The following is a 24,696-nucleotide window of genomic DNA, read 5'->3' as shown; positions in this document are numbered from 1 at the left end:
CTTGACGCCCGGCAAGTGACGGGTCTACTGTCCCCCAGTCTAGTAACTAGCCGGGCGGCAAGTAAGTAACGGGAGTGGATCGTGACCCAGCTGAGTGAAGCGGCGGCGAAACCGGTGGAGGAGAAGCGGGACAGACCCCAGCGCAGCGTCCGGGTGGTCCTGCTCGCCCTGATGATCGCCATGCTGCTGGCGATGCTCGACAACATGATCATCGGCACCGCCATGCCGACGATCGTCGGCGAGCTGGGCGGCCTCGCCCACCTCTCCTGGGTCGTCACCGCCTACACCCTCGCCACCGCCGCCTCCACCCCGATCTGGGGCAAGCTCGGCGACCTCTACGGCCGCAAGAGCACCTTCCTCGCCTCCATCGTCATCTTCCTCATCGGCTCGGCGCTCAGCGGCATGGCCCAGGACATGGGCCAGCTCATCGGCTTCCGGGCCGTGCAGGGCCTGGGCGCCGGCGGCCTGATGGTCGGCGTCATGGCGATCATCGGCGACCTGATACCCCCGCGGGAGCGCGGCAAGTACCAGGGCATGATGGCCGGCGTCATGGCCCTCGCCATGATCGGCGGCCCGCTCGTCGGCGGCACCATCACCGACCACTGGGGCTGGCGCTGGTCCTTCTACATCAACCTGCCGCTCGGCGCCGTCGCCCTCGCCATGGTCACCGCCGTCCTGCACCTCCCGCGGCAGCAGCGCGACCGCCGGCCCCGGATCGACTACCTCGGCGCGGCGCTGCTCACCGTCGGCATCACCGCGATCGTCCTGGTCACCACCTGGGGCGGCACCGAGTACGCCTGGGGCTCCCCCGTCATCACCGGGCTGAGCGCCCTCGGCGTCACCACCCTCGCCGCCTTCCTGTACGTGCAGACCCGCGCGCCCGAGCCGATCATGCCGCTGCACATCTTCCGCAGCCGCAACTTCACGCTGATGTCCGTGATCGGCTTCCTCACAGGCTTCGTGATGTTCGGCGCCACGCTCTTCCTGCCGCTGTACCAGCAGTCCGTGCAGGGCGCCTCCGCCACCAACTCCGGCCTGCTGCTCCTGCCGATGCTGCTGGCCATGATGGCCGTCTCGCTGATCGCCGGCCGGGTGACCACCAACACCGGCAAGTACAAGATCTTCCCCATCGCGGGCGGCGCTCTGATGGTCCTCGGCCTCTTCCTGCTCGCCCAGATGGACACCGGCACCTCCCGCCTGACCTCGGGCGTCTACATGGCCGTCCTCGGCGCGGGCATGGGCTTCCTGATGCAGATCACCATGCTCGTCGCGCAGAACAGCGTCGAGATGAAGGACATGGGCGTGGCCTCCTCGTCCACCACCCTCTTCCGTACGCTCGGCTCGTCCTTCGGCGTCGCCGTCATGGGCGCGCTGTTCACCGGGCGGGTGCAGGACGAGATGGCGGTACGGGGAGGCGGCGCCGCCACCGAGCAGTCGGCCCAGCTCACCGCGGACGCCCTGGCGCAGCTGCCGGACCCGGTGCGCGAGGCGTACCAGCTCGCGGTGTCCTCCGGCATCCACCTGGCGTTCCTGGTGGGCGCGGCGGTCGCGGTCCTCGGCTTCCTGGCGGCGTTCTTCGTCAAGGAGGTCCCGCTCAAGGGCGCCGGCCCCGGCCCCGACGCCCCGGCCGCCGAGTAGTACCGGCCGCCGAGACCGCCGCACGACACGACCGGCGGCGGCCCCGCGACCAAGGGGCCGCCGCCGTCAGCGCGCGTCCGGCAGGCGCAGTATCGGGAAGCTGCCCGTCGTCGTCGGGGCGTGCTCCGGCAGCCACAGCACCGCGATCGCGCCCCCCGACCCCGGCGCCGTACCGGTCGGGGCGGCGTTGCGGAAGGTGAGCCGCGCGCCCAGCACCCGCGCCTGGCCGGCCGCGATGGTCAGCCCCAGCCCGTGGCCCTGCCCGGCGCGGTCGCTCGTCCCCGTACGGAAGCGGCTCGGGCCCTCCCGCAGCAGGGCCTCCGGGAAACCCGGCCCGTGGTCGCGGACCCGTACCACCCGGCCCTCGACCGTGACCTCCACCGGCCCCCCGCCGTGCTTGGCGGCATTGGCCAGCAGGTTCCCCAGGATCCGCTCCAGCCGCCGCGGATCGGTGTTCACCCACGACTCGTGCACCACCCGCACCACCGCGTCCGGGTCCAGCGCCACCACCCGCCGCTCCACGAACTCGCCCAGCGCGATCTCCTGCAGCTCGGCCCGCTCGGAGGCGCTGTCCAGCCGGGCCACCTCCAGCACGTCCTCCACCAGGGTGCGCATCGCCTGCGCCCGGTCCCGCACCAGCTCGGCCGGCCGGCCGGGCGGCAGCAGCTCGGCCGCCGTCAGCAGCCCGGTCACCGGGGTGCGCAGCTCGTGCGCGATGTCCGCGGTGACCCGCCGCTCGGCCTCGATCCGCTCGTTCAGCGCGTCCGTCAGCGCGTCCACCGCCCGCGCCAGCTCGTCCGTCTCGTCGCGTACGACACCGCCGATGGCGTCCCGGACCCGGACCTCCGTATTGCCCTGGGCGACCTTCCCGGCCGCGGTGGCCGCCTTGCGCAGCCGGCGCGACAGCTGGCCGCCGATCAGGACGCCCAGCGCGCAGCCGCCGAAGACCACCGACACCGAGCCGACGACCAGCGCCTCGTCCAGGTCCCGCATGATCGTCGTGGAACGGCTGGCGAACTGGCTGTGCAGGGACAGCACGTCCCCGTTCCCCAGCGGCACCGCCGCCCACACGTCCGGCGGGCCCTCCTCGTGCTCCTGCACATACGTCCCGCGCCGCCGCTCCCGCATCAGGTCGTCCAGCTGCGACGGCAGCGCCGGGTCGTTGAGCTTGGCGCCGAACTTCGGGTCGGTCTTCGGCTTGGCCGCCTCGTACATCCGCTGCGCGAACAGCAGCCGCTCCATCTGCACGTCACGGGCGTTGCCGAGCATCGAAACCCGGGCGGCGTTGTGGACGACGAGGCTGAGCGCCACCGCCACCAGCGCGCCCACGGCGGCGATGGCGATCGAGATCTTCCACCGGACCCCGGTGCGCAGCGCGGGCGTCCTCATCCCTTGAGCTTGTAGCCGAAGCCGCGGACCGTCTCGATCCGGTCCTGGCCGATCTTGGTGCGCAGCCGCTGCACATGCACGTCCACGACCCGGGTGTCGCCGCCCCAGCCGTAGTCCCAGACCCGCTCCAGCAGCTTGTCCCGCGACAGCACCGTGCCCGGCGCCGACGAGAACTCCAGCAGCAGCCGCATCTCGGTCGGGGTGAGCGCCACCGGGGCGCCGCCCCTGCGGACCTCCATGCCGTCGGTGTCGACCTCCAGGTCGCCGAAGACGAGCACCCCGCCCTCCCGCACCGACGCGTCGGCGTCCCCGCCGCCCGCCGGGCCGCCCGCGTGCCCGAAGCGGCGCAGCACCGCGCGGATGCGGGCCATCAGCACGGCGCCGTCGAAGGGCTTGGTCACATAGTCGTCGGCGCCCGCCTCCAGGCCCAGCACCACGTCGATCGAGTCGGCGCGGGCCGACAGCATGATCACCGGCACCGTCGACTCGTCGCGGATGCGCCGGCACAGGCTCACGCCGTCCATGCCGGGCAGCATCACGTCCAGCAGCGCGATGTCCGGCCGCCGCTCGCGGAACGCCTCCAGCCCGGACAGCCCGTCCGGCATGGCGGTCACCGCGAAGCCGTCGCGCTCCAGGGCGAGCTGGGTGGCCTCACGAATGACGTCGTCGTCCTCCACGAACAGGACACGGGTCTCCGCCATCGACGTCTTCTCTCCCTGGCTCTCGTCGGCTGTCGTCGGCTTTTCGGCTGCTGCCCGGCCGCTACCGGGCCGCGCCCGGCCGGCGCGCCCGCGGGTCAGCTCTTGCTGGGCGCGGACGGCTCGTCCGGGGCCTCCAGGCCGCCGTCGACCGTCTTGCTGTACTCGTTGTGCACCCGGTCGTGCTCGGAGAACTTGTTCCCCGCCCACCGGTAGGTGATCACGTCCTCGCCCGAGGGGTACGACACCGGGTCGTCCTCCGCGTACACCTGCTTGGTGACCACCAGGTCGCCCCGGTCGATCGCCGAGTAGACCGCCGGCTCCTCCAGGGCGAAGACATTCTCGTACGCGGTGCCCTTGGCGTCGTCCTTGGCCTCCCCCGCGCGGTACACATACGTGCCCACGCCCACGGCGTCCCCGCAGGTCAGGACGTTCACCACGACATCCGGCGCGCCCGAGTCGGTCAGGCTGCCGTACGAGGTGTCGACCGGGTAGGCGTCCTCCGCGCACGGCTTCAGCTCGTCCTTGACCCGGGCGCTCACCTTGGGGTCGTTCTTGATCAGCCGGACCGCGTCCACCTTCTTCAGGGGGGACGACCCGGCCGTCGACGGGGCGGGCGCGCTCGACGGCGTTCCCGCGTCCGCGCGGGCCGCGCCCTCGTCGCGGGTGCCCGTGCCGCCGGTGGAGCACCCGGCCGTCAACAGGCCGACGGCGACGGCCACCGCGACCGCCGCGGTGCCCGCCGCCCGGATGCCCCCGGTGCCGCTCGGGTCTCTGCCGTTGTCGTCCCTGCCGTTGTCCCTGGCGCTCAGGCCGCGCACCGCTCCCGCCCCCGTTCGTGGCCACGTCCGGCCAGGCGCTCCACCCGGCCGGCACGCTCCGGGGCCCGGGTACCGGCGTCGGCGTCGGCGGCCCTGCTCTCCAGCTCCTGGCGGAGCCGGGCCAGCGCCCGGTGGAGCGTGGACTTCACCGTACCGGTCGACATGCCGAGCGCGGCGGCCGTCTCCTCGGTGCTCATCTGCTCCCAGTGCCGCAGCACCACGACGCTGCGCTGCTTGGGCGCCAGCACCTTCAGGATGTCCATCAGCAGGGCCCGGTCGGCGTGCTGCTCGGTCGCGTCGTCGACGGACGCGTCGGGCAGCTGCTCGGTGGGCACCTCCTCCAGCTTCCGGGCCCGCCACCACTCCGTACGGGTGTTGATCATGACGCGGCGCAGGTAGGCGTCGGCGAGGGACTTGTCCGCTATGCCGTCCCAGCGGCCGTACGTACGCGCCAGCGCGGTCTGCAGCAGGTCCTGCGCGTCCACCGGGTCCGGGACGAGGCGCCGGGCGCTGCGCAGCAGCGCGTCCTGCCGCGTGCGTACGTACTCCTCGAATTCGAGCACCTCGCCGTGCGTCATCCCGAACCGCCTCCGATCCCCGTTTTTCCCCGGTCTTGCTGTCGAACGGAGACGCTACGGATCTCGTGTCACGGCGCTGTCCGCGCAGGACGTCGGAGGACGCACGGCCAGCCATCGGTTGTGTAACAGCGGTGCTGTCACATCACGGCGGAGGGGCGCCGGGGGGCGCCGGCGGTCACCGGCGCCCTCGCCCGCCGGGCGGTCAGCCCGCCGGAAGCCGGTACCGGCCGCCCTCCAGCGGCTCCACCAGACCGTCCGCCACCAGCCCGTCCAGCGCGCGGGCCCGCTGCACCGGCTCGTGCCACACCGCGTCCAGCGCGGCCTGCTCCACCGGCCCCACCGCGTCGCGCAGCACCGCCAGCAGCCGGCCGCGCACCTGGCGGTCCGTGCCCGCGTACGTCTGACCGCGCCGCGCCGGGCCGTCGTGCGCCGGCTTGCCCGCCAGCCGCCAGGCGCACTGCCCGGCGATCGGGCACCGGGCGCAGTCCTCGCCCCGCGCCGTGCACACCAGCGCGCCCAGCTCCATCGACGCCGCCGCCCAGCGCGCCGCCGTCCGCTCGTCGTCCGGCAGCAGCGCCCGCGCCAGCTTCCGCTCGGCGGCCGTCGTCGCGTTCGGCGGATACTGCACCCCGGTCACCGACCGGGCCAGGACCCGTCGCACATTGGTGTCCAGCACCGCATGGCGCTGCCCGTACGCGAACGAGGCCACCGCCGCCGCCGTGTACTCGCCGATGCCGGGCAGCGCGAGCAGCTGGGCGTGCTCACGCGGTACGTCGCCGCCGTGCCGTTCCGTTATCGCCACCGCCGCGCCGTGCAGGCGCAGCGCCCGGCGCGGATAGCCCAGGCGGCCCCAGGCGCGCACCGCCTCACCGGGGGCCTCGGCGGCCAGGTCCGCCGGACGTGGCCAGCGGGCCAGCCACTGCTCGTACACCGGGAGCACCCGGGCGACCGGAGTCTGCTGGAGCATGAACTCGCTGACCATCACCCCCCAGGCGCCCGCCTCGGGGCGGCGCCAGGGGAGATCGCGGGCGTTCTGCTCGAACCAGGCGAGCACGCGCGTGTGCAGGCCGTCGGTGCCGGGCCCCGACCCGGGCGTGGTCTCGGGGATGGAGGGGATCGCAGTCATGGCACCCCCGATCCTGGCACGTTCCTCAGGAACGGCGGTGCATCGGCTCCCGGCGCCGCCGGTTCCCGGCGCGCCCCGCACCCGTACCGGCGGGCGGCGCCGGGACGGCGGGCCCCGGGCCGGCCAGCCAGGCCGCGAGCGCCGACCGGCTCATCCGCATGGTGTCGGCGAGCGCCCGGGTCGGCCCCGTCAGCAGCTTCACGAACAGCACCGCCATCAGCGCGCCCAGCACCAGCCCGGCCGCCACGTCGTGCGGGTAGTGCACCCCGACGAACACCCGCGAGAAGGCCATCAGCAGCGCCATCGGCACCGTCAGCCACACGATCCCGCGCCACGCCAGCGCCAGGGCCACCGCCGCCGCGCCCGCGATCGCCGAGTGGTTGCTCGGGAAGGACCAGTCCCCGTACGGCGGGCACTCCACCAGCGACGTCGCGGCCCCCGCCACCGCGCGGCACGGACGCTCCTCGTCCACCACCGACTTCAGCAGCTCGCTCACCACATAACCGAACGCGGTGCCCAGCGGCGCCAGCACGGCCACCGCCACCGCACGGGACTCGGCGGCCCGCGCCCGCCACCAGCCGGCGAGGAACAGCACACCGAACAGCAGCAGTCCGGCCTCCGTCCACAGCTCGGCGACGAGCTGCAGCCAGCCCGGCGTGTCGTGGGCGAGGTCGGTGATGTCGCGATAGAGGTCCTGGCTCATGGCTACGGACGGTACCTGGCGCACGGAGCCGCTCCGACCCGAGCCCGGGTCTTCGGGTGTGATGATCGGCAAAACTTCGCGCACGGGCGGCATGTGGCGCGGGAGTTGGCGCCGATCTCTCGTACAGTTCGGTCCGTGGGATCTCTGCGCAATCCGGTCGGGCCGCTTCCCTCCTCCATCTACTGGCGACGGAGGGCAGTCGCGGCGAGTCTGGTCGCGCTGCTCGCGCTGCTGATCGTATGGTTCGTCAGTTCCGGTGACGACCGGGGCGACAACGGCGGCGACCGCTCCGACGGGGCCGCACCCGCCACCTCCATCACCCCCGGGCCGTCCCGCTCCGGACCGGCGATCAGCGAACAGCCGGGCGGGCGCGACGAATCGGGTCCCGGCGGCGGAGCCGACGGCGGCAAGAACGGTGACACCACGTCACCGGGCGCCGGTGGGGCGGGCGATGGCGCCGACGGCGGTACGGGGCCGGGCGACTCTTCCGGTACGGGCGCGGGGTCCGGCGCCGGCGGCGGCTCGGGCACCGGGTCCGGGTCCGGCGGCGCGGCCGGCGGTCAGCAGGTCCCGGCGAACTCCCCGCTCCCCAACTGCTCCCCGGGCTCGGTCCAGTTGACGCTGCGCAGCGTCAAGGTGCGGTACGCGCCCGGTGAGACGCCCCGCTTCCAGCTCGTGGCCCGCAACACCTCCGCCGCCCCCTGCAAGACCGACCTCGGCCCCGCCACCGCCGTCCTCACCATCAAGAACGACGAGGCCGACCAGGTCTGGGCCTCCAAGGACTGCCCCCGCGGCCCCGGCACCCTGCTGCTGCGCGTCCCGGCCGGCGGCAGCGTGACGCACACCGTGGAGTGGGACCGCCGCCGAAGCGCGCCGCGCTGCGCGACCCCGCCCGCCGCGGCCGCCGGGCCGGGCACCTACCTGGTCGAGGCGACCGTGCCGGGCATGAAGGTGCTGCCCGCGTCGTTCACGCTGACGAAGGACTGAGCACCCGGGGCGCCGGGGGTCAGACGTACCGCTCCAGGATGGACGACTCGGCCAGCCGCGACAGGCCCTCGCGGACGCTGCGCGCCCGCGCCTCACCGACCCCGTCGACGGTCTGGAGGTCGTCCACGCTCGCGGCGAGCAGCTTCTGGAGCCCGCCGAAGTGCTCCACCAGCCGCTCGATGATCGCGCCCGGCAGCCGCGGGACCTTCGCCAGCAGCCGGTAACCGCGCGGCGACACCGCCGAGTCGAGGGCCTCGGGCGAACCGGTGTACCCCAGGGCCCGGGCCACGATCGGCAGTTCCAGCAGCTCGGCGTGGCTGAGCGCGTCCAGCTCGGTGAGCGCCTCCGCGACCGTACGCGACCGCTTCGCGGTCGGCTCCGGGACGTAGTCGCGGACCACCAGCTCCCGCTCCGGCTCGACGCCCGCGATCAGCTCGTCCAGCTGGAGGGCGAGCAGCCGCCCGTCGGTGCCGAGCTCGACGACGTACTCCGCGATCTCGGTGGCGATCCTGCGCACCATCTCCAGGCGCTGCGCGACGGCGGTGACGTCCCGCACGGTCACCAGGTCCTCGATCTCCAGCGCCGAGAGCGTGCCGGCGACCTCGTCGAGGCGGAGCTTGTACCGCTCCAGGGTGGCGAGGGCCTGGTTGGCGCGGGACAGGATCGCGGCCGACTCCTCCAGAACGCGCCGCTCGCCGTCGACGTACAGCGCGATCAGCCGCATCGACTGCGAGACGGAGACGACCGGGAAACCGCACTGCTTGGACACCCGGTCCGCGGTGCGGTGGCGGGTGCCGGTCTCCTCGGTCGGGATGGACGCGTCGGGGACCAGCTGGACGCCCGCGCGGAGGATCTTGGTGATGTCCTTGTCGAGGATGAGCGCGCCGTCGAGCTTGCACAGCTCGCGCAGCCGGGTCGCGGTGAACTCCACGTCCAGCACGAAGCCGCCGGTGCACATCGACTCGACGGTCTTGTCCATGCCCAGCACGAGGAGACCGCCGGTGTTGCCCCGGAGGATGCGCTCCAGTCCGTCGCGCAGGGACGTGCCCGGGGCGACGGCGCTGAGCGAGGCGCGCATGAGCGCCTCGTTGCCGGAGCCCGCGCCGGACTTTCCGGGAGCTGCTGCCCCGTCCTTGGCTGCCACTGCACTCCTCCGGCTCGTACGGATGGGCGAGACCTGGGCAAAGTCTAGCGACCCCGCCCACGCCCGTCGGGCTCCCGCCCGCTCCGCCCCGGTTCGCCCCACCGTGCACGGCGCGGGCAGGGCGGCGGACTTGTCCGGTTTCGCCCCGGGGTGCGGTACCTGCCGGTGGGGGTGGGCCCCGGCCCCTCCGGGCTCACCTCCTCGGCGCCGGCGGCCTTGGGTCACACGTAAGGGAGCCCTGTCGGCGCCGCCAGCGCCTGCGGGGGCGACCCTGCACGGCCGCGGCCCGGGCCGTACGCCGTCCGCGGGCCGGATTCACTGCGGCGCGCAGGTGATCGACCGCGGCGCGGAGGGGCCGTGCAGGGTCGCCCCCGCAGCGGTTGGCGGCGAGTGACGGCACCGTCGCGCGGGTGGGTGCCCCGCCAACCGCGAGGAGGTGAGCCCGGAGGGGCCCCGACCGTACCCACCGGGCGCAACCGAACCCCGCCCGCCCCGGCAGGAGCGCCCCGCACGGGGTCAGCCCTGGGGGGCGGCCTCCTGCGCGGGCGCGGCGCGGCGGCGGGCGCGGGGCAGGACCCGCAGCGCGTCGCCCATGTCGGCGACCTCCGTGACCTTCATGCCCGGCGGGACCTTGCCCGGGTCCACCGGGACCAGCGCGTGGGTGAAGCCGAGCCGGTGGGCCTCGGCGAGCCGGCGCTGGACGCCCGTGACGCGGCGGACCTCGCCCGCGAGGCCCACCTCGCCGATGGCGACCAGGTTCTTCGGGAGCGGGGTGTCGCTCGCGGCCGAGGCGAGGGCCAGCGCGACGGCCAGGTCGGCGGCCGGTTCGGAGAGCTTCACCCCGCCGACCGTCGCGGAGTAGATGTCCCGCTTGCCGAGCGCGGTGATCCGGCCGCGCTGTTCGAGGACGGCCAGCATCATGGAGACGCGGGACGTCTCCAGACCGGACGTGGTGCGCCGGGGCGACGGGATCTGCGAGTCGACCGTGAGCGCCTGCACCTCGGCGACCAGCGGCCGGCGCCCCTCCAGAGTGACCGTCAGGCACGTGCCGGGCACGGCCTCCGCGCGGCGCGTGAGGAACAGCCCGCTGGGGTCGGCGAGTCCGGTGATGCCCTCGTCGTGCAGCTCGAAGCAGCCGACCTCGTCCGTCGCCCCGTACCGGTTCTTCACGCCCCGCACCAGGCGCAGCCGGGCGTGCCGGTCGCCCTCGAAGGACAGGACGACGTCCACGAGGTGTTCCAGCAGGCGGGGGCCGGCGATCGCGCCGTCCTTGGTGACGTGGCCCACCAGCAGGGTGGACATGCCCCGCTCCTTGGACGCGCGGATCAGCGCGCCGGCGACTTCGCGGACCTGGGCCATGCCGCCGGGGGCGCCGTCGATCTCGGGGGAGGCCACCGTCTGGACGGAGTCGAGGACCAGCAGCGACGGCTTCACCGCGTCGAGGTGGCCCAGCACGGCGGACAGGTCCGTCTCGGCCGCCAGGTACAGGTGGTCGCTGAGCGCGCCGATCCGGTCGGCCCGCAGCCGGACCTGGCTCGCGGACTCCTCGCCCGTGACGTACAGCGTGCGGTGGTCGTCGCTCGCCGCCTTCGCCGCCACGTCGAGCAGCAGGGTCGACTTGCCGACGCCGGGCTCACCGGCGAGGAGCACGACCGCGCCGGGCACCAGGCCGCCGCCCAGGACGCGGTCCAGCTCGTCCACCCCGGTCGTCCGGGCGGTGGCCTGCCGGCCGTCGACCTGGCCGATCGGCAGCGCGGCGGTGGACACGCGCCCCGCCGCGGTGGTGCGGACGGCGGGCGCGCCGTACTCCTCCACCGTCCCCCACGCCTGGCACTCGGGGCAGCGGCCGAGCCATTTGGCGGTCGTCCATCCGCACTCGGTGCAGCGGTAGGAGGGCCGGTCCTTGGCGGATTTCGTACGGGCAGCCATGCCGAAGACCGTAGCGGGCCCCACTGACAACGCCGTCGCCGCCCGGGTGGGTGAACGCCGCGGAATCCACGCTTCCTGTCCCCTTTTGAGGGATACGTTCACCCGTAAGGATTAAAAGTGCGGAAGGGGTACGAACGGTGTGCCGTCCACTGCCTACGGTCGCCGGGTGACGAGCAGCAGGCTGGAGCCCCCCACGCACACCCCCGGCGCACACCGGGCGCCGCGCCGCGCGCCCCGGCCCGGGCCCCGCACCCTGGCCCAGCGCCCGCCCGCGCGGTACGAGCCGTATCTGGACGGGCTGTTCACCTACTGCCTCTCGGTGCTGGGCGACCACGACGTGGCGACGGCCGTGCTCGGCGACGTCCTGGCCATCTCCGAGCGGCAGTCCGGGCGGTGCCCCGCCGGCGAGCCGGAGCGCAGGGCGTGGTTGTACGCACTCGCCCGCTGGGCCTGCCTGCGCGAGCTGGGCGAGCAGCGCAGACGCCGCAGACAGCAGGGCCAGGGGGCACACGCCGGCCCCGCCCCGGCCCCGTGCGCCGGCCCGCACTCCGGCCCGCCCGCGCACCCCGGCGCCCCCCGCCCGTCCGACGAGACCGCCGCGCAGCGCCGCCGCGACCTGGCCCTCCTCGCCTGGCCCGAGGCCGCCGGCACCACGCCCGAGCAGCGCGAGGCGCTGGAGCTGGCCGTCCGGCACCGCCTCGCCGCCCCGCAGGTCGCCACCGTCCTCGGCCTGGAGCCGTTCACCGCCCGCGAGCTGCTCTCCGCCGGGGCCTGCGAGGTGGAGCGCACCCGCGCCGCGCTCGCCGTCGTGGAGACCGGCACGTGCCCGGCCGTCGCCCGGCTCACCGGCGACAACCAGCTGCTGCTGTCCGCCACGCTCCGCCGCGAGCTGGTCCGGCACGTCGACGACTGCCCGCGCTGCCGCCGCGCCGCCGAGCGCGCCGGGGCGGTCGCGCCCTGGCCCGGCTCCTCGGTCACCCCCGCGCGGCTGCCGCTGGTCGAGGCGCCGAGGGCGGCGGCGTACGTCGCCATGCTGAGCGTCCCGCGGGCGCGGGCGGGCGCCCCGCGGTTCGGCCGGGACGGCTTCCCCCTGGACCCGAAGGACCACGCGGCGCGCCGCGACCGGATGCGGGCCCGGGCGGTGACGACGACCGTGGTGGCCACCGTGGTCGCGGCGCCCGTGCTCGCCCTGTGGGCGGCGTACCGGGGAGCGCCGGTGACCGGGGAGGGCCACGGCGGCCCCCCGGTGTCGGCCGCGGACGACCACGCCGCCCGCGCCGACGGCGGGGCGCGGGACGGGGCGTCCGGGTACTACGAGAACACCGGCAGCGCCCGGGCCGAGCCCGGCGGCCGCTCCGCCCCCGGCCGCTCGCCCGTCTCCGTCGAGGTGGTCAGCGCCGGGACGCCCCCGCCCGCCGCCCCCGGCCGCGCCGCGCAGGGGCGGATCACGGTCACCGCCCGGCCCGGCGCGGGCGACACCACCCTGGTGACGCTCACCGCCTCGGGCGGCGCCCCGGTGGCGTGGTCGCTGTGGACGGACGCGCCCTGGCTCTACGCGAGCCGCGCCTCCGGGACGCTCGCGCCCGGCCGGTCGGTCACCGTGCGCGTCTTCGTGGACCACGCCCGCGAACCGGCGGGCGCCTGGTCGGCCCGCGTCGGTGTGGACCCGGCGGGCGCGGTGGTGCGGATCGAGGGCCGCGGCGCCTCCCGCCCGCTGCCGGACCCGCCGCCCGTACCGACCGGACCGGCCCCGACGATGCCCGCGCCGACCACCCCGGCGCCGACCCCGCCGCCGTCACCGGACCCGACCCCGCCGCCGACGACGGACCCCGAGCCGACGCCCGACCCGACGACCCCGCCGCCGTCGCCGGACCCCACGCCCTCGGACACCCCGCCGCCGACGACCGACCCCGAGCCGACGCCCGACCCGGCCACCGAGCCGGCTTCCTAGACCGGGTCCGCCGGGTGCGGTGCCACCAGCGGGAGCTGCGAGGCGAGGCGGGCCTCGCACAGCTCCACCAGCACGTCGTAGGCGGCCTTGCCCATGAGCTCCGTCAGCTCCGGGCGGTACGTCACGTACACCGGCTCGCCCGCGCCGTGCGCCGAGGTGGCGGAGGTGCACCACCAGTGCAGGTCGTGGCCGCCCGGGCCCCAGCCCCGGCGGTCGTACTCACCGATCGAGATCTGCAGCACCCGGGTGTCGTCGGGCCGGTCGATCCAGTCGTACGTGCGCCGCACCGGGAGCTGCCAGCAGACGTCCGGCTTGGTCTCCAGCGGCTCGCGGCCCTCCCGGAGCGCCAGGATGTGCAGCGCGCAGCCCGCGCCGCCCGCGAAGCCCGGCCGGTTCTGGAAGATGCAGGAGCCCTGCCAGCGGCGGGTCTGGCGGTCGCCGTCCTCGTCGAGCTGCACCCAGCCGCCCTCCGAGGTGCCCTCGCCGTGGAACTGCCACAGCTCGGGCGTGAGCCGCGCCACGTGCGACGCCACCCGCTGCTCGTCCTCCTCGTCGGAGAAGTGCGCGCCCAGCGTGCAGCAGCCGTCGTCCGCCCGCCCGGCCTGGATGCCCTGGCAGCCGCTGCCGAAGATGCAGGTCCAGCGGGACGTGAGCCAGGTCAGGTCGCAGCGGAAGACCTGCTCGTCGTCGGCCGGGTCGGGGAACTCCACCCAGGCACGGGGGAAGTCCAGGCCCTTTTCATCGGACACGCCCGGTTCGGGCGCAACGGGCAGAACGGGGGACTTCTCGTGCTTCTTGGCGGGCTTCGCCTTCTTCGTCTTGGGCACACACCAAGCGTATGCGCCCGGCGCAGTAGCGTTCGGGGCATGAGGCTCGGAGTTCTCGACGTCGGTTCGAACACAGTGCACCTGCTGGTGATGGACGCCCACCCCGGCGCCCGGCCGCTGCCCGCCCACTCGCACAAGGCGGAGCTGCGCCTCGCCGAGCTGCTCGACGCGGACGGCTCCATCGGCACCCACGGCGTCGAGCGGCTCGTCACCATCACCCACGACGCGGTGCGCACCGCCGAGGACAAGGGCTGCGAGGAGGTCCTCCCCTTCGCGACCTCCGCCATCCGCGACGCGGCCAACGCCGACGCCGTACTCAAGCGGGTCAAGGAGGAGACCGGCGTCGACCTCCAGGTCCTGAGCGGCGCGGAGGAGGCCCGCCTCACCTTCCTAGCCGCCCGCCGCTGGTTCGGCTGGTCGTCGGGGAAGCTGCTGCTGCTCGACATCGGCGGCGGCTCGCTGGAGATCGCGTACGGGATGGACGAGGAGCCCGACGCGGCCGTGTCCCTCCCGCTCGGCGCGGGCAGGCTCACCGCCGGCTGGCTGCCCGGCGACCCGCCGGCCGCCGACGATGTGAAGGCGCTGCGCCGCCACCTGCGCGCCCAGATAGCACGCACTGTGGGGGAGTTCACCCGCTTCGGCCGGCCCGACCACGTCGTCGCCACGTCCAAGACCTTCAAGCAGCTCGCCCGGCTGGCCGGTGCTCCCGGCTCCGGCGAGGGCCTGTACGTGCAGCGGGTCCTGAGTCGTACGTCACTGGAGGAGTGGGTCCCCCGGCTCGCCACCATGACCGCCCGGGAGCGCTGCGCCCTGCCCGGCGTGTCCGAGGGCCGGGCGCCGCAACTGCTGGCGGGAGCGCTGGTCGCGGAGGGCGCGATGGACCTGTTCGGGGTCGGGGAGGTGGAGATCTGCCCATGGGCGCTGCGCGAGGGCGTCATCCTGCGCCGGCTGGACCACCTCCCGGCTCCCTAGCGGGTGCCCGTAGTCTGTCCCTCGTGGCTGAAACGTCGGAATCAGTGGTGCGCATCCCGGATGCGAAGGTCGCCCTGTCGACGGCCTCGGTCTATCCGGAGTCGACGGCGACGGCCTTCGAGATCGCGGCCCGCCTGGGCTACGACGGTGTCGAGGTCATGGTGTGGACCGATCCCGTCAGCCAGGACATCGAGGCGCTGCGCCGCCTGTCCGACTACCACCAGGTGCCGGTCCTCGCGGTGCACGCGCCCTGCCTGCTGATCACCCAGCGCGTCTGGTCGACCGACCCGTGGGTGAAGCTCCAGCGCGCGCAGGCCGCCGCGGAGAAGCTGGGGGCGTCGACGGTCGTCGTGCACCCGCCCTTCCGCTGGCAGCGCCAGTACGCCCGGGACTTCATCGACGGCATCTGGCGGATGGCGGACGAGACGGATGTGCGCTTCGCGGTGGAGAACATGTACCCGTGGCGCTACCGGGACCGCGAGATGCTCGCGTACGCGCCGGAGTGGGACGTCAGCAAGGACGACTACCGCCACTACACGATCGACCTGTCGCACACCGCGACCGCCCGCAGCGACGCCATGGACATGATCGCCCGCATGGGTGACCGGCTGGGCCACGTCCACCTCGCCGACGGGCGGGGCTCCGCCAAGGACGAGCACCTGGTGCCGGGGCGCGGCACCCAGCCGTGCGCCGAGCTGCTGGAGCACCTGGCGCGCTCCTCCTTCGACGGCCATGTCGTCATCGAGGTCAACACCCGGCGCGCGATGTCCGCGGCCGAGCGCGAGGCCGACCTGGCGGAGGCGCTGGCCTTCACCCGCCTGCACCTCGCGTCCTCCGCCCGCGTCCGGTGAGCGCCGCCGGGGAGGGGCCGGGGGAGAGGTCGAGGCCGGCCGCGCCGAAGGGTGCCGGGGGCCGCAGGGGTCCCGGCCGGCCGCCCCGGTCCGCGGACGCCGGGGGCCCGGACGCCCGCACCCGCATCATGGAGGCGGCCCGCGCGGAGTTCGCCGAGCGCGGGTACGACAAGACGTCCGTGCGCGGCATCGCCAAGGCGGCGGGCGTCGACCCCGCGCTGGTCCACCACTACTTCGGTACGAAGGACGAGCTGTTCGCCGCCGCGATCGAGGTCTCCTTCGAGCCCGCGCTGGTCGTCGCCGCGGTCGTCGGTGAGTCCACCGAGGGCATCGGCGAGCGGCTCGCCCGCTACTTCCTGTCCGTCTGGGAGAACCCCGCCACCCGCGCCCCGCTGCTCGCCGTGATCCGCTCGGCGCTCACCCACGAGGCCGCCGCCAAGGTGCTGCGCGGCTTCGTGCTGCGGCGGGTGCTGGAGCGGGTGGCCGCCGACCTCGACGTACCGGATCCGAAGTTCCGCGCCGAGCTGGCCGCCTCGCACATGCTCGGCATCGCCTTCCTGCGGTACGTCGTCCAGGTCGAGCCCCTGGCGTCGGCGCGGCCCGAGGAGATCGTCGCCATGGTCGCGCCCACGCTCCAGCGGTACCTGACCGAGCCCGACCCGGGCGGCCGGACCGGGAGCCCGGGCGGTCCGGACCGGGCCTGACCCGGGCCGAAACGGATGACCCGACTCGGGCCGGGCCGAGGACCCACTCGGACCTGACCGAGGACTGAGCCCGGCGTCCCGCCATGCGGACAGCGTGTCCAGATCTTGGAGCCGGGGCGTACGCTCGAAGGAGACACATCCCTTCCCAGGAGCGAGCGGAGCGAGCGACGATGCCCGAGCTGAGGTCCCGCACTGTCACCCACGGCCGCAACATGGCGGGCGCCCGCGCCCTTATGCGGGCCTCCGGTGTACCGGGCGCGGACATCGGCCGCAAGCCGATCATCGCCGTGGCCAACTCCTTCACCGAGTTCGTCCCGGGCCACACCCACCTCCAGCCGGTCGGCCGGATCGTCTCCCAGGCGATCACCGAGGCGGGCGGCATCCCGCGCGAGTTCAACACCATCGCCGTCGACGACGGCATCGCCATGGGCCACGGCGGCATGCTCTACTCGCTGCCCTCCCGCGACCTGATCGCGGACAGCGTCGAGTACATGGTCGAGGCGCACTGCGCCGACGCCCTGATCTGCATCTCCAACTGCGACAAGATCACCCCGGGCATGCTCAACGCCGCCCTGCGGCTCAACATCCCCACGGTCTTCGTCTCCGGCGGCCCGATGGAGTCCGGCCGCGCCACCCTGGTCGACGGCACCGTCCGCACCCTGGACCTGGTCGACGCGATCTCCGACGCCGTCAACGACAAGATCTCGGACGAGGACATCCTCCGCATCGAGGAGAACGCCTGTCCCACCTGCGGCTCGTGCTCCGGCATGTTCACCGCCAACTCGATGAACTGCCTGACCGAGGCCATCGGCCTCTCCCTCCCGGGCAACGGCTCCACCCTCGCCACCCACACCGCCCGCCGCGCCCTGTACGAGAACGCGGCCCGTACGGTCGTCGAGCTGACCGACCGCTACTACGGCCAGGGTGACGAGTCCGTCCTGCCGCGCAACATCGCCACCTTCGCCGCCTTCGAGAACGCCATGGCCCTCGACATCGCCATGGGCGGCTCCACCAACACGATCCTGCACCTGCTGGCCGCCGCCCAGGAGGCGGGCGTCCCCTTCGGCCTGACGGAGATCGACGCCGTCTCGCGCCGGGTGCCGTGCCTGGCCAAGGTCGCGCCGAACGTCGCCAAGGACCGCACGTACTACATGGAGGACGTGCACCGCGCCGGCGGCATCCCCGCCCTGCTCGGCGAGCTGCACCGCGCCGGGCTGCTCAACGAGGACGTGCACTCGGTCCACAGCTCCTCACTCGCCGACTGGCTCAAGACCTGGGACGTGCGCGGCGGTTCGCCGTCCGCCGAGGCCGTCGAGCTGTGGCACGCGGCCCCCGGCTGCGTCCGCTCCGCCGAGGCGTTCTCCCAGTCCGAGCGCTGGGAGGCGCTGGACACCGACGCCGCCGAGGGCTGCATCCGCTCCGCCGAGCACGCCTACTCCAAGGACGGCGGCCTCGCCGTGCTGAGGGGCAACCTGGCGGTCGACGGCTGTGTCGTGAAGACCGCCGGTGTCGACGAGTCGATCTGGACCTTCGAGGGTCCGGCGGTCGTCTGCGAGTCGCAGGAGCAGGCCGTCGAGAAGATCCTGCTGAAGGAGATCAAGGAGGGCGACGTCGTCGTCATCCGCTACGAGGGCCCCAAGGGCGGCCCCGGCATGCAGGAGATGCTCTACCCGACCTCGTATCTGAAGGGCCGGGGCCTGGGCAAGACCTGCGCGCTGATCACCGACGGCCGCTTCTCCGGCGGCACCTCGGGCCTGTCGATCGGCCACGCGTCGCCCGAGGCGGCGAGCGGCGGCACGATCGCCCTGGTCGAGGACGGCGACCGCATCCGTATCGACATCCCCAGCCGCACCATCGAGCTGCTGGTCGCCGACGACGTGCTGGCCGCCCGCCGCGAGGCGCTCGGCGGCGCGTACGCCCCGAAGAACCGCGAGCGCAAGGTCTCGGCCGCCCTGCGCGCGTACGCGGCCATGGCCACCAGCGCCGACAAGGGCGCCGTCCGGGACGTCAGCAAGCTCGGCTGATCACCAACGGGTCGGGTCCTCCGCCGCCACGGCGAAGACCGACCCGTCGGGCGCCGTGGCGAACACCGCCCCGTTCGCCACGGCCGGCGCGGGCAGCAGCGGCGCGAAGGTGTACCGCCCGCCGTCCATACGCGGCTTGGTCACCCCCAGCAGGACGCCCCGCCCCGCATCCACCGCCAGCAGCCGCCCGTCCGCCGCCGTCAGAAGCACCCGCCCTCCCGCCACCACCGGGCGGGAGGTACGGGTCACCCCGGTCTCCAGCCGCCAGCGCTGCGCCCGCCGGGCGTCGCCCTCCGCCGTGTCCACGGCGACCAGCGAGCCGCCCGCCCCGACCACGTACGCGGTGTCGCCCGCCAGCGCGGCCTGCGCCTGGTCCACGGGGACGGCCAGCGGCACCCGCCGCGCCGTGCGGTCACCGGTGTCCAGCCGTACCACCGCGTCGGTGAACAGGTCCGCGTCGGACGACAGCAGCAGCAGCGCGTCCCCGGTCGCCTGTACGGGACTGAGGGCGCCGCGCAGCCGGTGCGACCACAGCACCCGCCCGTCCGCCGCGTCGACCGCCCGCACCAGCGTGGCCGCGCCGTCGGGCGAGGCCACCGCCGCGTAGGCGACCCCGCCGGGGCCGGTCACCCACTGCGCGCCGGGCGTGCCCCGGGTCGTCCAGCGCTCGCCGCCGGTCGCGCCGTCCAGAGCCCGTACGGTGCCGTCCCCGGCCACCAGCAGCACCGCGTCGCCGGCGTGCAGGACGGTCCGGTGGCCGGAGATGTCCGTACCCCACCGGGTGGCGCCGGTGCCCGGGTCGAGCGCCTCCAGCCGGGCGCGCCCGGGGGCCACCACATGGACCAGCCCGCCGCAGAGCACGGGCGCGGTGTCGGCCCCGCCGTCCGCCGCGTCGTGCGCTGTGTCTTTGGTGTCCGCCGCGTCCTTGGGGTGCGCTGTGTCGTTGGGGTCCGCCGCGCCCACCGTCCAGGCGGCCGAGCCGTCCCGGGGGTTCAGCCGGGCCGCCTTTACGCCCGGGGCGGTGCAGTACAGGGCGCCGGGGGCGGCCGAGCAGAGGGGCGTGAGGTTTTCGCCCCCGGCGCCCAGGGGGGTGGACCAGTGCCGGAAGCCCGCCGTGGCGGGGTGCGCCCGGGTCCCGGCGGTGCCCTCGCCGGGCGGGCCGTCCCGGACGACGGCGACCCCGCCGGCGGTCAGGGCGGCGAGGGCGGCGAGCCCGGCGACCCACCGCCACCGGGCGCGGGGCGACGGGCGAGCGGCGCGCGGCGGGTGTGCGGCTTCAGTCGCACCCGCACCACCGACCGCACCAGCCCCACCGGCCGCACCAGCCCCACCGGCCGCAGCAACCCCACCGGCCGCACCACCCCCACCGGCCGCACCAGCCCAGCCAGCCGCACCCGCCCCGCCAACCCCGCCCAGCCCACCCCTCTCATCCGGCTCACCCATCTCATCCGGCTCACCGGCCCGCAGCTCGGTCATCAGCTCGTCCGGGGTGGGCCGCCCCGCCGGGTCCTTCGCCAGGCAGCGCCGCAGCAGCGGCACCAGGGCCGCCGGCACGCCCGCCAGATCGGGCTCGTTGTGCACCACCTGGTACGCCACGACGTACGGGGAGTTCGAGTCGAAGGGGCCGCGCCCGGTGGCCGCGTGCACCAGGACGGCGCCCATCGCGAACACATCGGCGGCCGGTCCCACGTCGCGGGGCCGCTGGAACTGCTCGGGCGCCATGAACGGCGGCGTACCGATCAGCTTCCCCGTCTCGGTCCGCAGGTCGCTGTCGACCGGCCGGGAGATGCCGAAGTCGATGACCTTCGGCCCGTCCGCCGCCAGCAGCACATTGCTCGGCTTCAGGTCGCGGTGCACCACGCCCGCCCGGTGGATGTCGCGCAGCGCCTCGGCCAGTCCGGCGCCCACCCGGCGCAATTCCCGTGCGTCCAGCGGGCCGTTCCGCTTGACCCGTTCGGAGAGAGTCGGCCCCTCGATGAAGAGGGTGGCCATCCACGGCCGGCCGGCCTCCGGGTCCGCGTCCACGACCGGCGCGGTGAACGCCCCGCTGACCCGCCGCGCGGCTGCCACCTCCTGGCGGAAACGCGCCCTGAACTCGGCGTCCGCCGCGTGCTCGGCGTGCACGACCTTCACGGCGAGCCGCAGCCCCGAAGCGGACCTGGCCAGGTGGACGACCCCCATGCCGCCCGACCCCAGGCACTCCTCCAGCCGGTACCGCCCGGCATACCGCGGAGGCTCCGCTTCCATGAACGGCCGTGAGGCAGACCCCGGCACCGGCTCCGGCACCGACCCCGGTACCGGCTCCGAGACCGGTCCCGTGCTGCGCAACGGCGGCATCGCCACCCCCGTGTCTTCGTCCGCGCGCGTCCCGCGTCCAGCGCGACGCACGGAGCCTAGTCGATGGTGCGTGCGATCCCTCCGGGGCTTGCTAGCCTGCGCGCGCCGTACGACTGACGCGTACGTACGAGGCGACCGACGCACACGGCACACGCCGACGACCGACGCACACGGGGGAGACCACATGGCCACGGACGAGAGAAACGCCGCCGCGCAGAGCGAGGCCGCGGAGACCGCCGCCTTCACGGTGAAGCGCTACCCGGTGGCCCCCGGCCACCGGGTGAACGTCCGCAGCGGACCGGGCACCGGCTACAGCGTGATCAAGACGCTGCCGCTGGGCGTACGCGTTCCGATCAACTGCCAGAAGCCCGGGACGACGGTCAGCGGCCCGTACGGCACCTCCAACCTCTGGGACAACATCGGCAATGGCCAGTACGTCGCCGACGCCTACGTCAACACCGGCACCGACGGGTACGTCGCCGTCCGCTGCTCCTGACACCGGCCACCGCCGGGCGTGACCCGGTCCCGGGGATAATCGACCCCGTGAGCGACCACACCGGCGAGACCGCCCCGCACTCCACCCCGGCCGGGCCGCGGCCCGAGCCCCTCCGCTTCTTCGGCACGACCTGGGTCGGCCACGACGGCGGCTACGGGCTGCGGCGCGCCGCGGTCGCGGCCGGCTCGCTCGCCTGCGCCGTCGCGAGCGCCTTCGTCCTGCGCTTCGCGTACCAGGGCCTGGCCATCGCCGACGTGGGCGGCTTCGTCAACGCCCTGCTGGTGGTGATGTTCGCCGTCTGTTCGTCCATCGCCTTCAGCCGGACCTGGCAGGGCTTCACCCGCCGCCCCGCCGACCCGGCCCGCGAGGACGCGCTGCGCAGCCTGAAGGCGATCGGCTTCATCGGCTCCCTCCTCGCGTACTTCGTCCGCTCGCTCGTGGAGGCGCCCGGCGAGAAGCTGGTGCGCGCGGAGTACGAGACGGCCCTCGCCCGCTTCGAAAAGCGCCGCTCCTCCCGCACGGGCAACCCGGCGGGCCGGAAGAAGAAGCCCAAGCGCTCCTGACGCGTCCCGCCCCCTCTTCTCTTCTTGACGCCCGGCCTCCGCACGCGCAATATTCATCACATGGTGAATTTTACCGGTCAGGCCATCGAGGCCCACGACCTCACCGTCGCCCGTGGCGACCGCACCGTCCTGCGCGGCCTGCGCCTCGCCGTACCGGCCGGACGCATCACCGGCCTCCTCGGCCCCTCCGGCTGCGGCAAATCGACCCTCATGCGCGCCGTCGTCGGCACCCAGGCCAAGGTCACCGGCACCCTCCGCGTCCTCGGCCGCCCCGCCGGCGACCCCGCCCTCCGCGCCCGCGTCGGCTACGTCACCCAGGCCCCCTCCGTCTACGACGACCTCACCGTCCGGCAGAACCTCGACTACTTCGCCGCCGTCCTCCACCCCGGCCGCCCGCACCGCGACACCCGCGCCGAAGCCGTCACCCGCGCCATCGCCGACGTCGACCTCACCTCGCACGCCGACGCCCTCGCCCGGAACCTCTCCGGCGGCCAGCGCAACCGCGTCTCCCTCGCCGTCGCCCTCCTCGGCACCCCGGACCTGCTCGTCCTCGACGAACCGACCGTCGGGCTCGACCCCGTACTCCGCCGCGACCTGTGGGACCTCTTCCACCGCCTCACCCAGGACCGCGGCACCACGATCCTCGTCTCCTCGCACGTCATGGACGAGGCCGAACGCTGCGACCGGCTCCTCCTCATGCGCGAGGGCGAGATCCTCGCCGACGACACCCCCGACGCCCTGCGCCGCCGCCACGACACCCCCACCGTCGAGGAGGCGTTCCTCCGCCTCGTCGACGCCGCCGCCGCCCTCCAGGAAGCCCAGCGATGAACGCCTCCCGCGTACTGGCCACCGCCGCCCGCGTCCTGCGCCAACTCCGCCACGACCCGCGCACCATCGCCCTGATGCTCCTGGTGCCGGTCCTGATGATCACGCTCCTGCGGTACGTGTTCGACGGGAGCCCCGGCACCTTCGACGCCATCGGCGCCTCCCTGCTCGGCATCTTCCCGCTGATCACCATGTTCCTGGTGACCTCCATCGCCACCCTCCGCGAACGCACCTCCGGAACTCTGGAACGCCTCCTCGCCATGCCCCTCGCCAAGGGCGACCTCATCGCCGGGTACGCCCTGGCCTTCGGCCTCCTCGCCATCGTCCAGTCCGCCCTGGCCACCGCCACCGCGCTGTGGGTCCTCGGCCTCGACGTCACCGGCTCGCCCTGGCTGCTGCTCCTGGTCGCCCTGCTCGACGCCCTCCTCGGCACCGCCCTCGGCCTGTTCGTCTCGGCCTTCGCCTCCTCCGAGTTCCAGGCCGTCCAGTTCATGCCGGCGGTGATCTTCCCCCAGCTCCTGCTCTGCGGCCTGTTCACCCCGCGCGACGCCATGCAGCCCGCACTCGAAGCCGTGTCCGACGTCCTGCCGATGTCGTACGCGGTCGACGGCATGAACGAAGTCCTCCGCCACACCGACATGACCGCCGCCTTCGTCCGCGACGCCCTGGTCGTCGCCCTCTGCGCCCTGGGCGTCCTCGTCCTCGGCGCGGCCACCCTCCGCCGCCGCACCCCCTGAACCGCCCGCCCACCGGACACCGCCGCACCGGCCCCACCCTCGGTGCGAGGATGGGGCCATGACCCAGACCGTCGCAGTCCTCGGTACCGGCAAGATCGGTGAAGCCCTGCTCAGCGGCATGATCAGGGCCGGCTGGCCCGCCGCCCACCTCCTGGTGACCACCCGCCGCGCCGACCGCGCCGAGGAGCTCCGCGCCCGCTACGGCGTCGAGACCGTCACCAACGCCGAGGCCGCCAAGCGCGCCGACACCCTGATCCTGGCCGTCAAGCCGCAGGACATGGGCAGGCTCCTCGACGAACTCGGCCCCCATGTGACCCCCGACCGCCTGGTCATCAGCGCCGCGGCCGGCATCACCACCACCTTCATCGAGGAACGCCTCCCGGCCGGCACCCCCGTCGTGCGCGTCATGCCCAACACCCCCGTCCTCGTGGACGAGGGCATGTCGGTCATCTCCGCCGGGGGCCACGCCACCGGCGACCACCTCGCCCACACCGAGGAGATCTTCGGCGGCGTCGGCAAGACCCTGCGCGTCCCGGAGTCCCAGCAGGACGCGGCCACCGCCCTGTCCGGCTCCGGCCCCGCGTACTTCTACTTCCTGGTCGAGGCGATGACCGACGCCGGCATCCTGCTCGGCCTGCCCCGCGCCCAGGCCCACGACCTGATCGTCCAGGCCGCGATCGGCGCCGCCGTGATGCTCCGCGACAGCGGCGAGCACCCGGTCAAGCTCCGCGAGGCCGTGACGTCCCCGGCCGGCACCACCATCAGCGCCATCCGCGAGCTGGAGAACCACGGTGTACGCGCGGCCCTGATCGCCGCCCTCGAAGCCGCCCGCGACCGCAGCCGCGAGCTGGCCTCGGGCAACGGCTGACCGAGGTTGACACCACCCCACCCCGTCCGTAGTGTTCTCCGGGTTGTCCGACGTGAGCGTCGACTCCGGTCGGTCCCCGGACAGCCATTCCGCAAGAACCACTCCCAGCGAGCGACCTCGGTCGCGCCGCTTTCGTGCGCTTTTGCGAAATGAGGAATCCGCGTTCGAATGGGCGCAGGCCCGATTAGCGTCGAAGCCGAGGAATCCGCTAAAGTCTCACTCGTCGGAACGGCCCAACAGCCGGAAAGACAACCCCCTCTGACTGGGAATCAGGCCCGAAAGGATCTGATAGAGTCGGAAACGCCGGAAAGGGAAACGCGAAAGCGAAGAACGGCCCGGCAGCCCGCTCCAGCGGGTGGCAGAAACGGAAAAAGGATCTGCTAAGCTGGAAACACGAAATACCGAAGGGAAGCGCCCGGAGGAAAGCCCGCAAGGGTGAGTACGAAGGAAGCGTCCGTTCCTTGAGAACTCAACAGCGTGCCAAAAATCAACGCCAGATTAGTTGATACCCCGTCCATCCAACGGATG

At 74.0% G+C, this 24,696-nt stretch carries 22 protein-coding genes; 12 read left to right on the top strand and 10 right to left on the bottom strand.

Annotation, left to right across the window (positions count from 1 at the left end; all coding sequences use genetic code 11):
• The first annotated feature begins 81 nt into the window (after positions 1–81).
• A complete protein-coding gene (locus ACF08D_RS20280; RefSeq protein ID WP_392224132.1) occupies positions 82–1,638 on the top strand; it encodes an MDR family MFS transporter in 1,557 nt (518 codons plus the stop codon).
• A gap of 66 nt (positions 1,639–1,704) precedes the next feature.
• On the opposite strand, the gene cseC is transcribed toward ACF08D_RS20280, so the two are convergent.
• The 6 genes from cseC to ACF08D_RS20250 all read right to left on the bottom strand — a co-directional run bounded on the left by cseC (position 1,705) and on the right by ACF08D_RS20250 (position 6,953).
• Positions 1,705–3,027 (bottom strand): two-component system sensor histidine kinase CseC, encoded by a 1,323-nt coding sequence (gene cseC, locus ACF08D_RS20275; RefSeq protein WP_392224131.1) that lies wholly within the window; start codon positions 3,025–3,027, stop codon positions 1,705–1,707.
• A complete protein-coding gene (cseB, locus tag ACF08D_RS20270; RefSeq protein ID WP_392224130.1) occupies positions 3,024–3,728 on the bottom strand; it encodes a two-component system response regulator CseB in 705 nt (234 codons plus the stop codon). Before cseB ends, cseC begins: the two co-directional genes overlap by 4 nt.
• A gap of 95 nt (positions 3,729–3,823) precedes the next feature.
• Positions 3,824–4,546 carry a hypothetical protein gene (locus tag ACF08D_RS20265; protein ID WP_392224129.1) on the bottom strand — a complete coding sequence of 241 codons (723 nt, stop codon included), beginning with the start codon at positions 4,544–4,546 and terminating at the stop codon, positions 3,824–3,826.
• Positions 4,534–5,124 carry a SigE family RNA polymerase sigma factor gene (locus tag ACF08D_RS20260; protein ID WP_392224128.1) on the bottom strand — a complete coding sequence of 197 codons (591 nt, stop codon included), beginning with the start codon at positions 5,122–5,124 and terminating at the stop codon, positions 4,534–4,536. The genes ACF08D_RS20265 and ACF08D_RS20260 overlap by 13 nt, the downstream gene beginning before the upstream one ends.
• 202 nt (positions 5,125–5,326) lie before the next feature.
• Complete coding sequence (locus ACF08D_RS20255; protein ID WP_392224127.1) at positions 5,327–6,250, bottom strand: A/G-specific adenine glycosylase; 924 nt, start codon at positions 6,248–6,250, stop codon at positions 5,327–5,329.
• Between the two features lie 25 nt (positions 6,251–6,275).
• Positions 6,276–6,953 (bottom strand): phosphatase PAP2 family protein, encoded by a 678-nt coding sequence (locus ACF08D_RS20250; RefSeq protein ID WP_392224126.1) that lies wholly within the window; start codon positions 6,951–6,953, stop codon positions 6,276–6,278.
• 135 nt (positions 6,954–7,088) lie between these two features.
• Between ACF08D_RS20250 and ACF08D_RS20245 the strand changes: the two genes are divergently transcribed.
• Positions 7,089–7,940 carry a hypothetical protein gene (locus ACF08D_RS20245; RefSeq protein WP_392224125.1) on the top strand — a complete coding sequence of 284 codons (852 nt, stop codon included), beginning with the start codon at positions 7,089–7,091 and terminating at the stop codon, positions 7,938–7,940.
• Positions 7,941–7,959: 19 nt separating this feature from the next.
• Here ACF08D_RS20245 and disA read toward each other — a convergent pair whose 3' ends face one another.
• Positions 7,960–9,084, bottom strand: coding sequence for a DNA integrity scanning diadenylate cyclase DisA (gene disA / locus ACF08D_RS20240; protein WP_156692999.1), 1,125 nt, complete (start codon positions 9,082–9,084; stop codon positions 7,960–7,962).
• 516 nt (positions 9,085–9,600) lie between these two features.
• Positions 9,601–11,013 carry a DNA repair protein RadA gene (gene radA, locus ACF08D_RS20235; RefSeq protein WP_392224124.1) on the bottom strand — a complete coding sequence of 471 codons (1,413 nt, stop codon included), beginning with the start codon at positions 11,011–11,013 and terminating at the stop codon, positions 9,601–9,603.
• A 166-nt stretch (positions 11,014–11,179) separates the two neighbouring features.
• Here radA and ACF08D_RS20230 point away from each other — a divergent pair, with 166 nt between their 5' ends.
• Positions 11,180–12,964, top strand: coding sequence for a hypothetical protein (locus ACF08D_RS20230; RefSeq protein WP_392224123.1), 1,785 nt, complete (start codon positions 11,180–11,182; stop codon positions 12,962–12,964).
• Here the strand turns inward: ACF08D_RS20230 and ACF08D_RS20225 are convergent.
• Positions 12,961–13,791: a hypothetical protein gene (locus ACF08D_RS20225; protein WP_392224122.1), complete on the bottom strand. Its 831-nt coding sequence runs from the start codon at positions 13,789–13,791 to the stop codon at positions 12,961–12,963. The genes ACF08D_RS20230 and ACF08D_RS20225 overlap by 4 nt on opposite strands.
• Positions 13,792–13,830: 39 nt before the next feature.
• On the opposite strand from ACF08D_RS20225, the gene ACF08D_RS20220 reads away from it, so the two are divergent.
• The 4 genes from ACF08D_RS20220 (at position 13,831) to ilvD (ending at position 18,342) form a co-directional block, all read left to right on the top strand.
• Positions 13,831–14,763 (top strand): Ppx/GppA family phosphatase, encoded by a 933-nt coding sequence (locus tag ACF08D_RS20220; RefSeq protein ID WP_392224121.1) that lies wholly within the window; start codon positions 13,831–13,833, stop codon positions 14,761–14,763.
• A gap of 44 nt (positions 14,764–14,807) precedes the next feature.
• Positions 14,808–15,614: a sugar phosphate isomerase/epimerase family protein gene (locus ACF08D_RS20215; protein WP_392224692.1), complete on the top strand. Its 807-nt coding sequence runs from the start codon at positions 14,808–14,810 to the stop codon at positions 15,612–15,614.
• Positions 15,611–16,318, top strand: coding sequence for a TetR family transcriptional regulator (locus ACF08D_RS20210; protein WP_392224120.1), 708 nt, complete (start codon positions 15,611–15,613; stop codon positions 16,316–16,318). Before ACF08D_RS20215 ends, ACF08D_RS20210 begins: the two co-directional genes overlap by 4 nt.
• Before the next feature lie 170 nt (positions 16,319–16,488).
• Entirely contained in the window at positions 16,489–18,342 is a 1,854-nt protein-coding gene (gene ilvD / locus ACF08D_RS20205; RefSeq protein WP_392224119.1) for a dihydroxy-acid dehydratase, read from the top strand.
• Here the strand turns inward: ilvD and ACF08D_RS20200 are convergent, their stop codons facing one another.
• A complete protein-coding gene (locus ACF08D_RS20200; RefSeq protein ID WP_392224118.1) occupies positions 18,343–20,679 on the bottom strand; it encodes a PQQ-binding-like beta-propeller repeat protein in 2,337 nt (778 codons plus the stop codon).
• 184 nt (positions 20,680–20,863) lie between these two features.
• On the opposite strand from ACF08D_RS20200, the gene ACF08D_RS20195 reads away from it, so the two are divergent.
• The 5 genes from ACF08D_RS20195 to proC are packed head-to-tail and all read left to right on the top strand — an operon-like array spanning position 20,864 to position 24,168.
• Positions 20,864–21,175 (top strand): peptidase, encoded by a 312-nt coding sequence (locus ACF08D_RS20195; protein WP_392224117.1) that lies wholly within the window; start codon positions 20,864–20,866, stop codon positions 21,173–21,175.
• A gap of 47 nt (positions 21,176–21,222) precedes the next feature.
• Positions 21,223–21,738, top strand: a complete 516-nt coding sequence (locus ACF08D_RS20190) for a hypothetical protein (RefSeq protein WP_392224116.1) — start codon at positions 21,223–21,225, stop codon at positions 21,736–21,738.
• Between the two features lie 60 nt (positions 21,739–21,798).
• Positions 21,799–22,566, top strand: coding sequence for an ABC transporter ATP-binding protein (locus ACF08D_RS20185; protein WP_392224115.1), 768 nt, complete (start codon positions 21,799–21,801; stop codon positions 22,564–22,566).
• Complete coding sequence (locus ACF08D_RS20180) at positions 22,563–23,300, top strand: ABC transporter permease (RefSeq protein ID WP_392224114.1); 738 nt, start codon at positions 22,563–22,565, stop codon at positions 23,298–23,300. Before ACF08D_RS20185 ends, ACF08D_RS20180 begins: the two co-directional genes overlap by 4 nt.
• A gap of 58 nt (positions 23,301–23,358) precedes the next feature.
• The gene (proC, locus tag ACF08D_RS20175; protein ID WP_392224113.1) at positions 23,359–24,168 is read left to right on the top strand and encodes a pyrroline-5-carboxylate reductase; all 810 of its coding nucleotides are present in this window, start codon (positions 23,359–23,361) and stop codon (positions 24,166–24,168) included.
• The last annotated feature ends 528 nt before the right edge of the window (positions 24,169–24,696 follow it).

Origin of the sequence: Streptomyces sp. NPDC015131 (assembly GCF_043079975.1) — a bacterium.
Taxonomy (GTDB): Bacteria; Actinomycetota; Actinomycetes; order Streptomycetales; family Streptomycetaceae; genus Streptomyces.
Note: the sequence above shows the minus strand (reverse complement) of the source record. Positions and strands in the feature narration are given on the sequence as shown.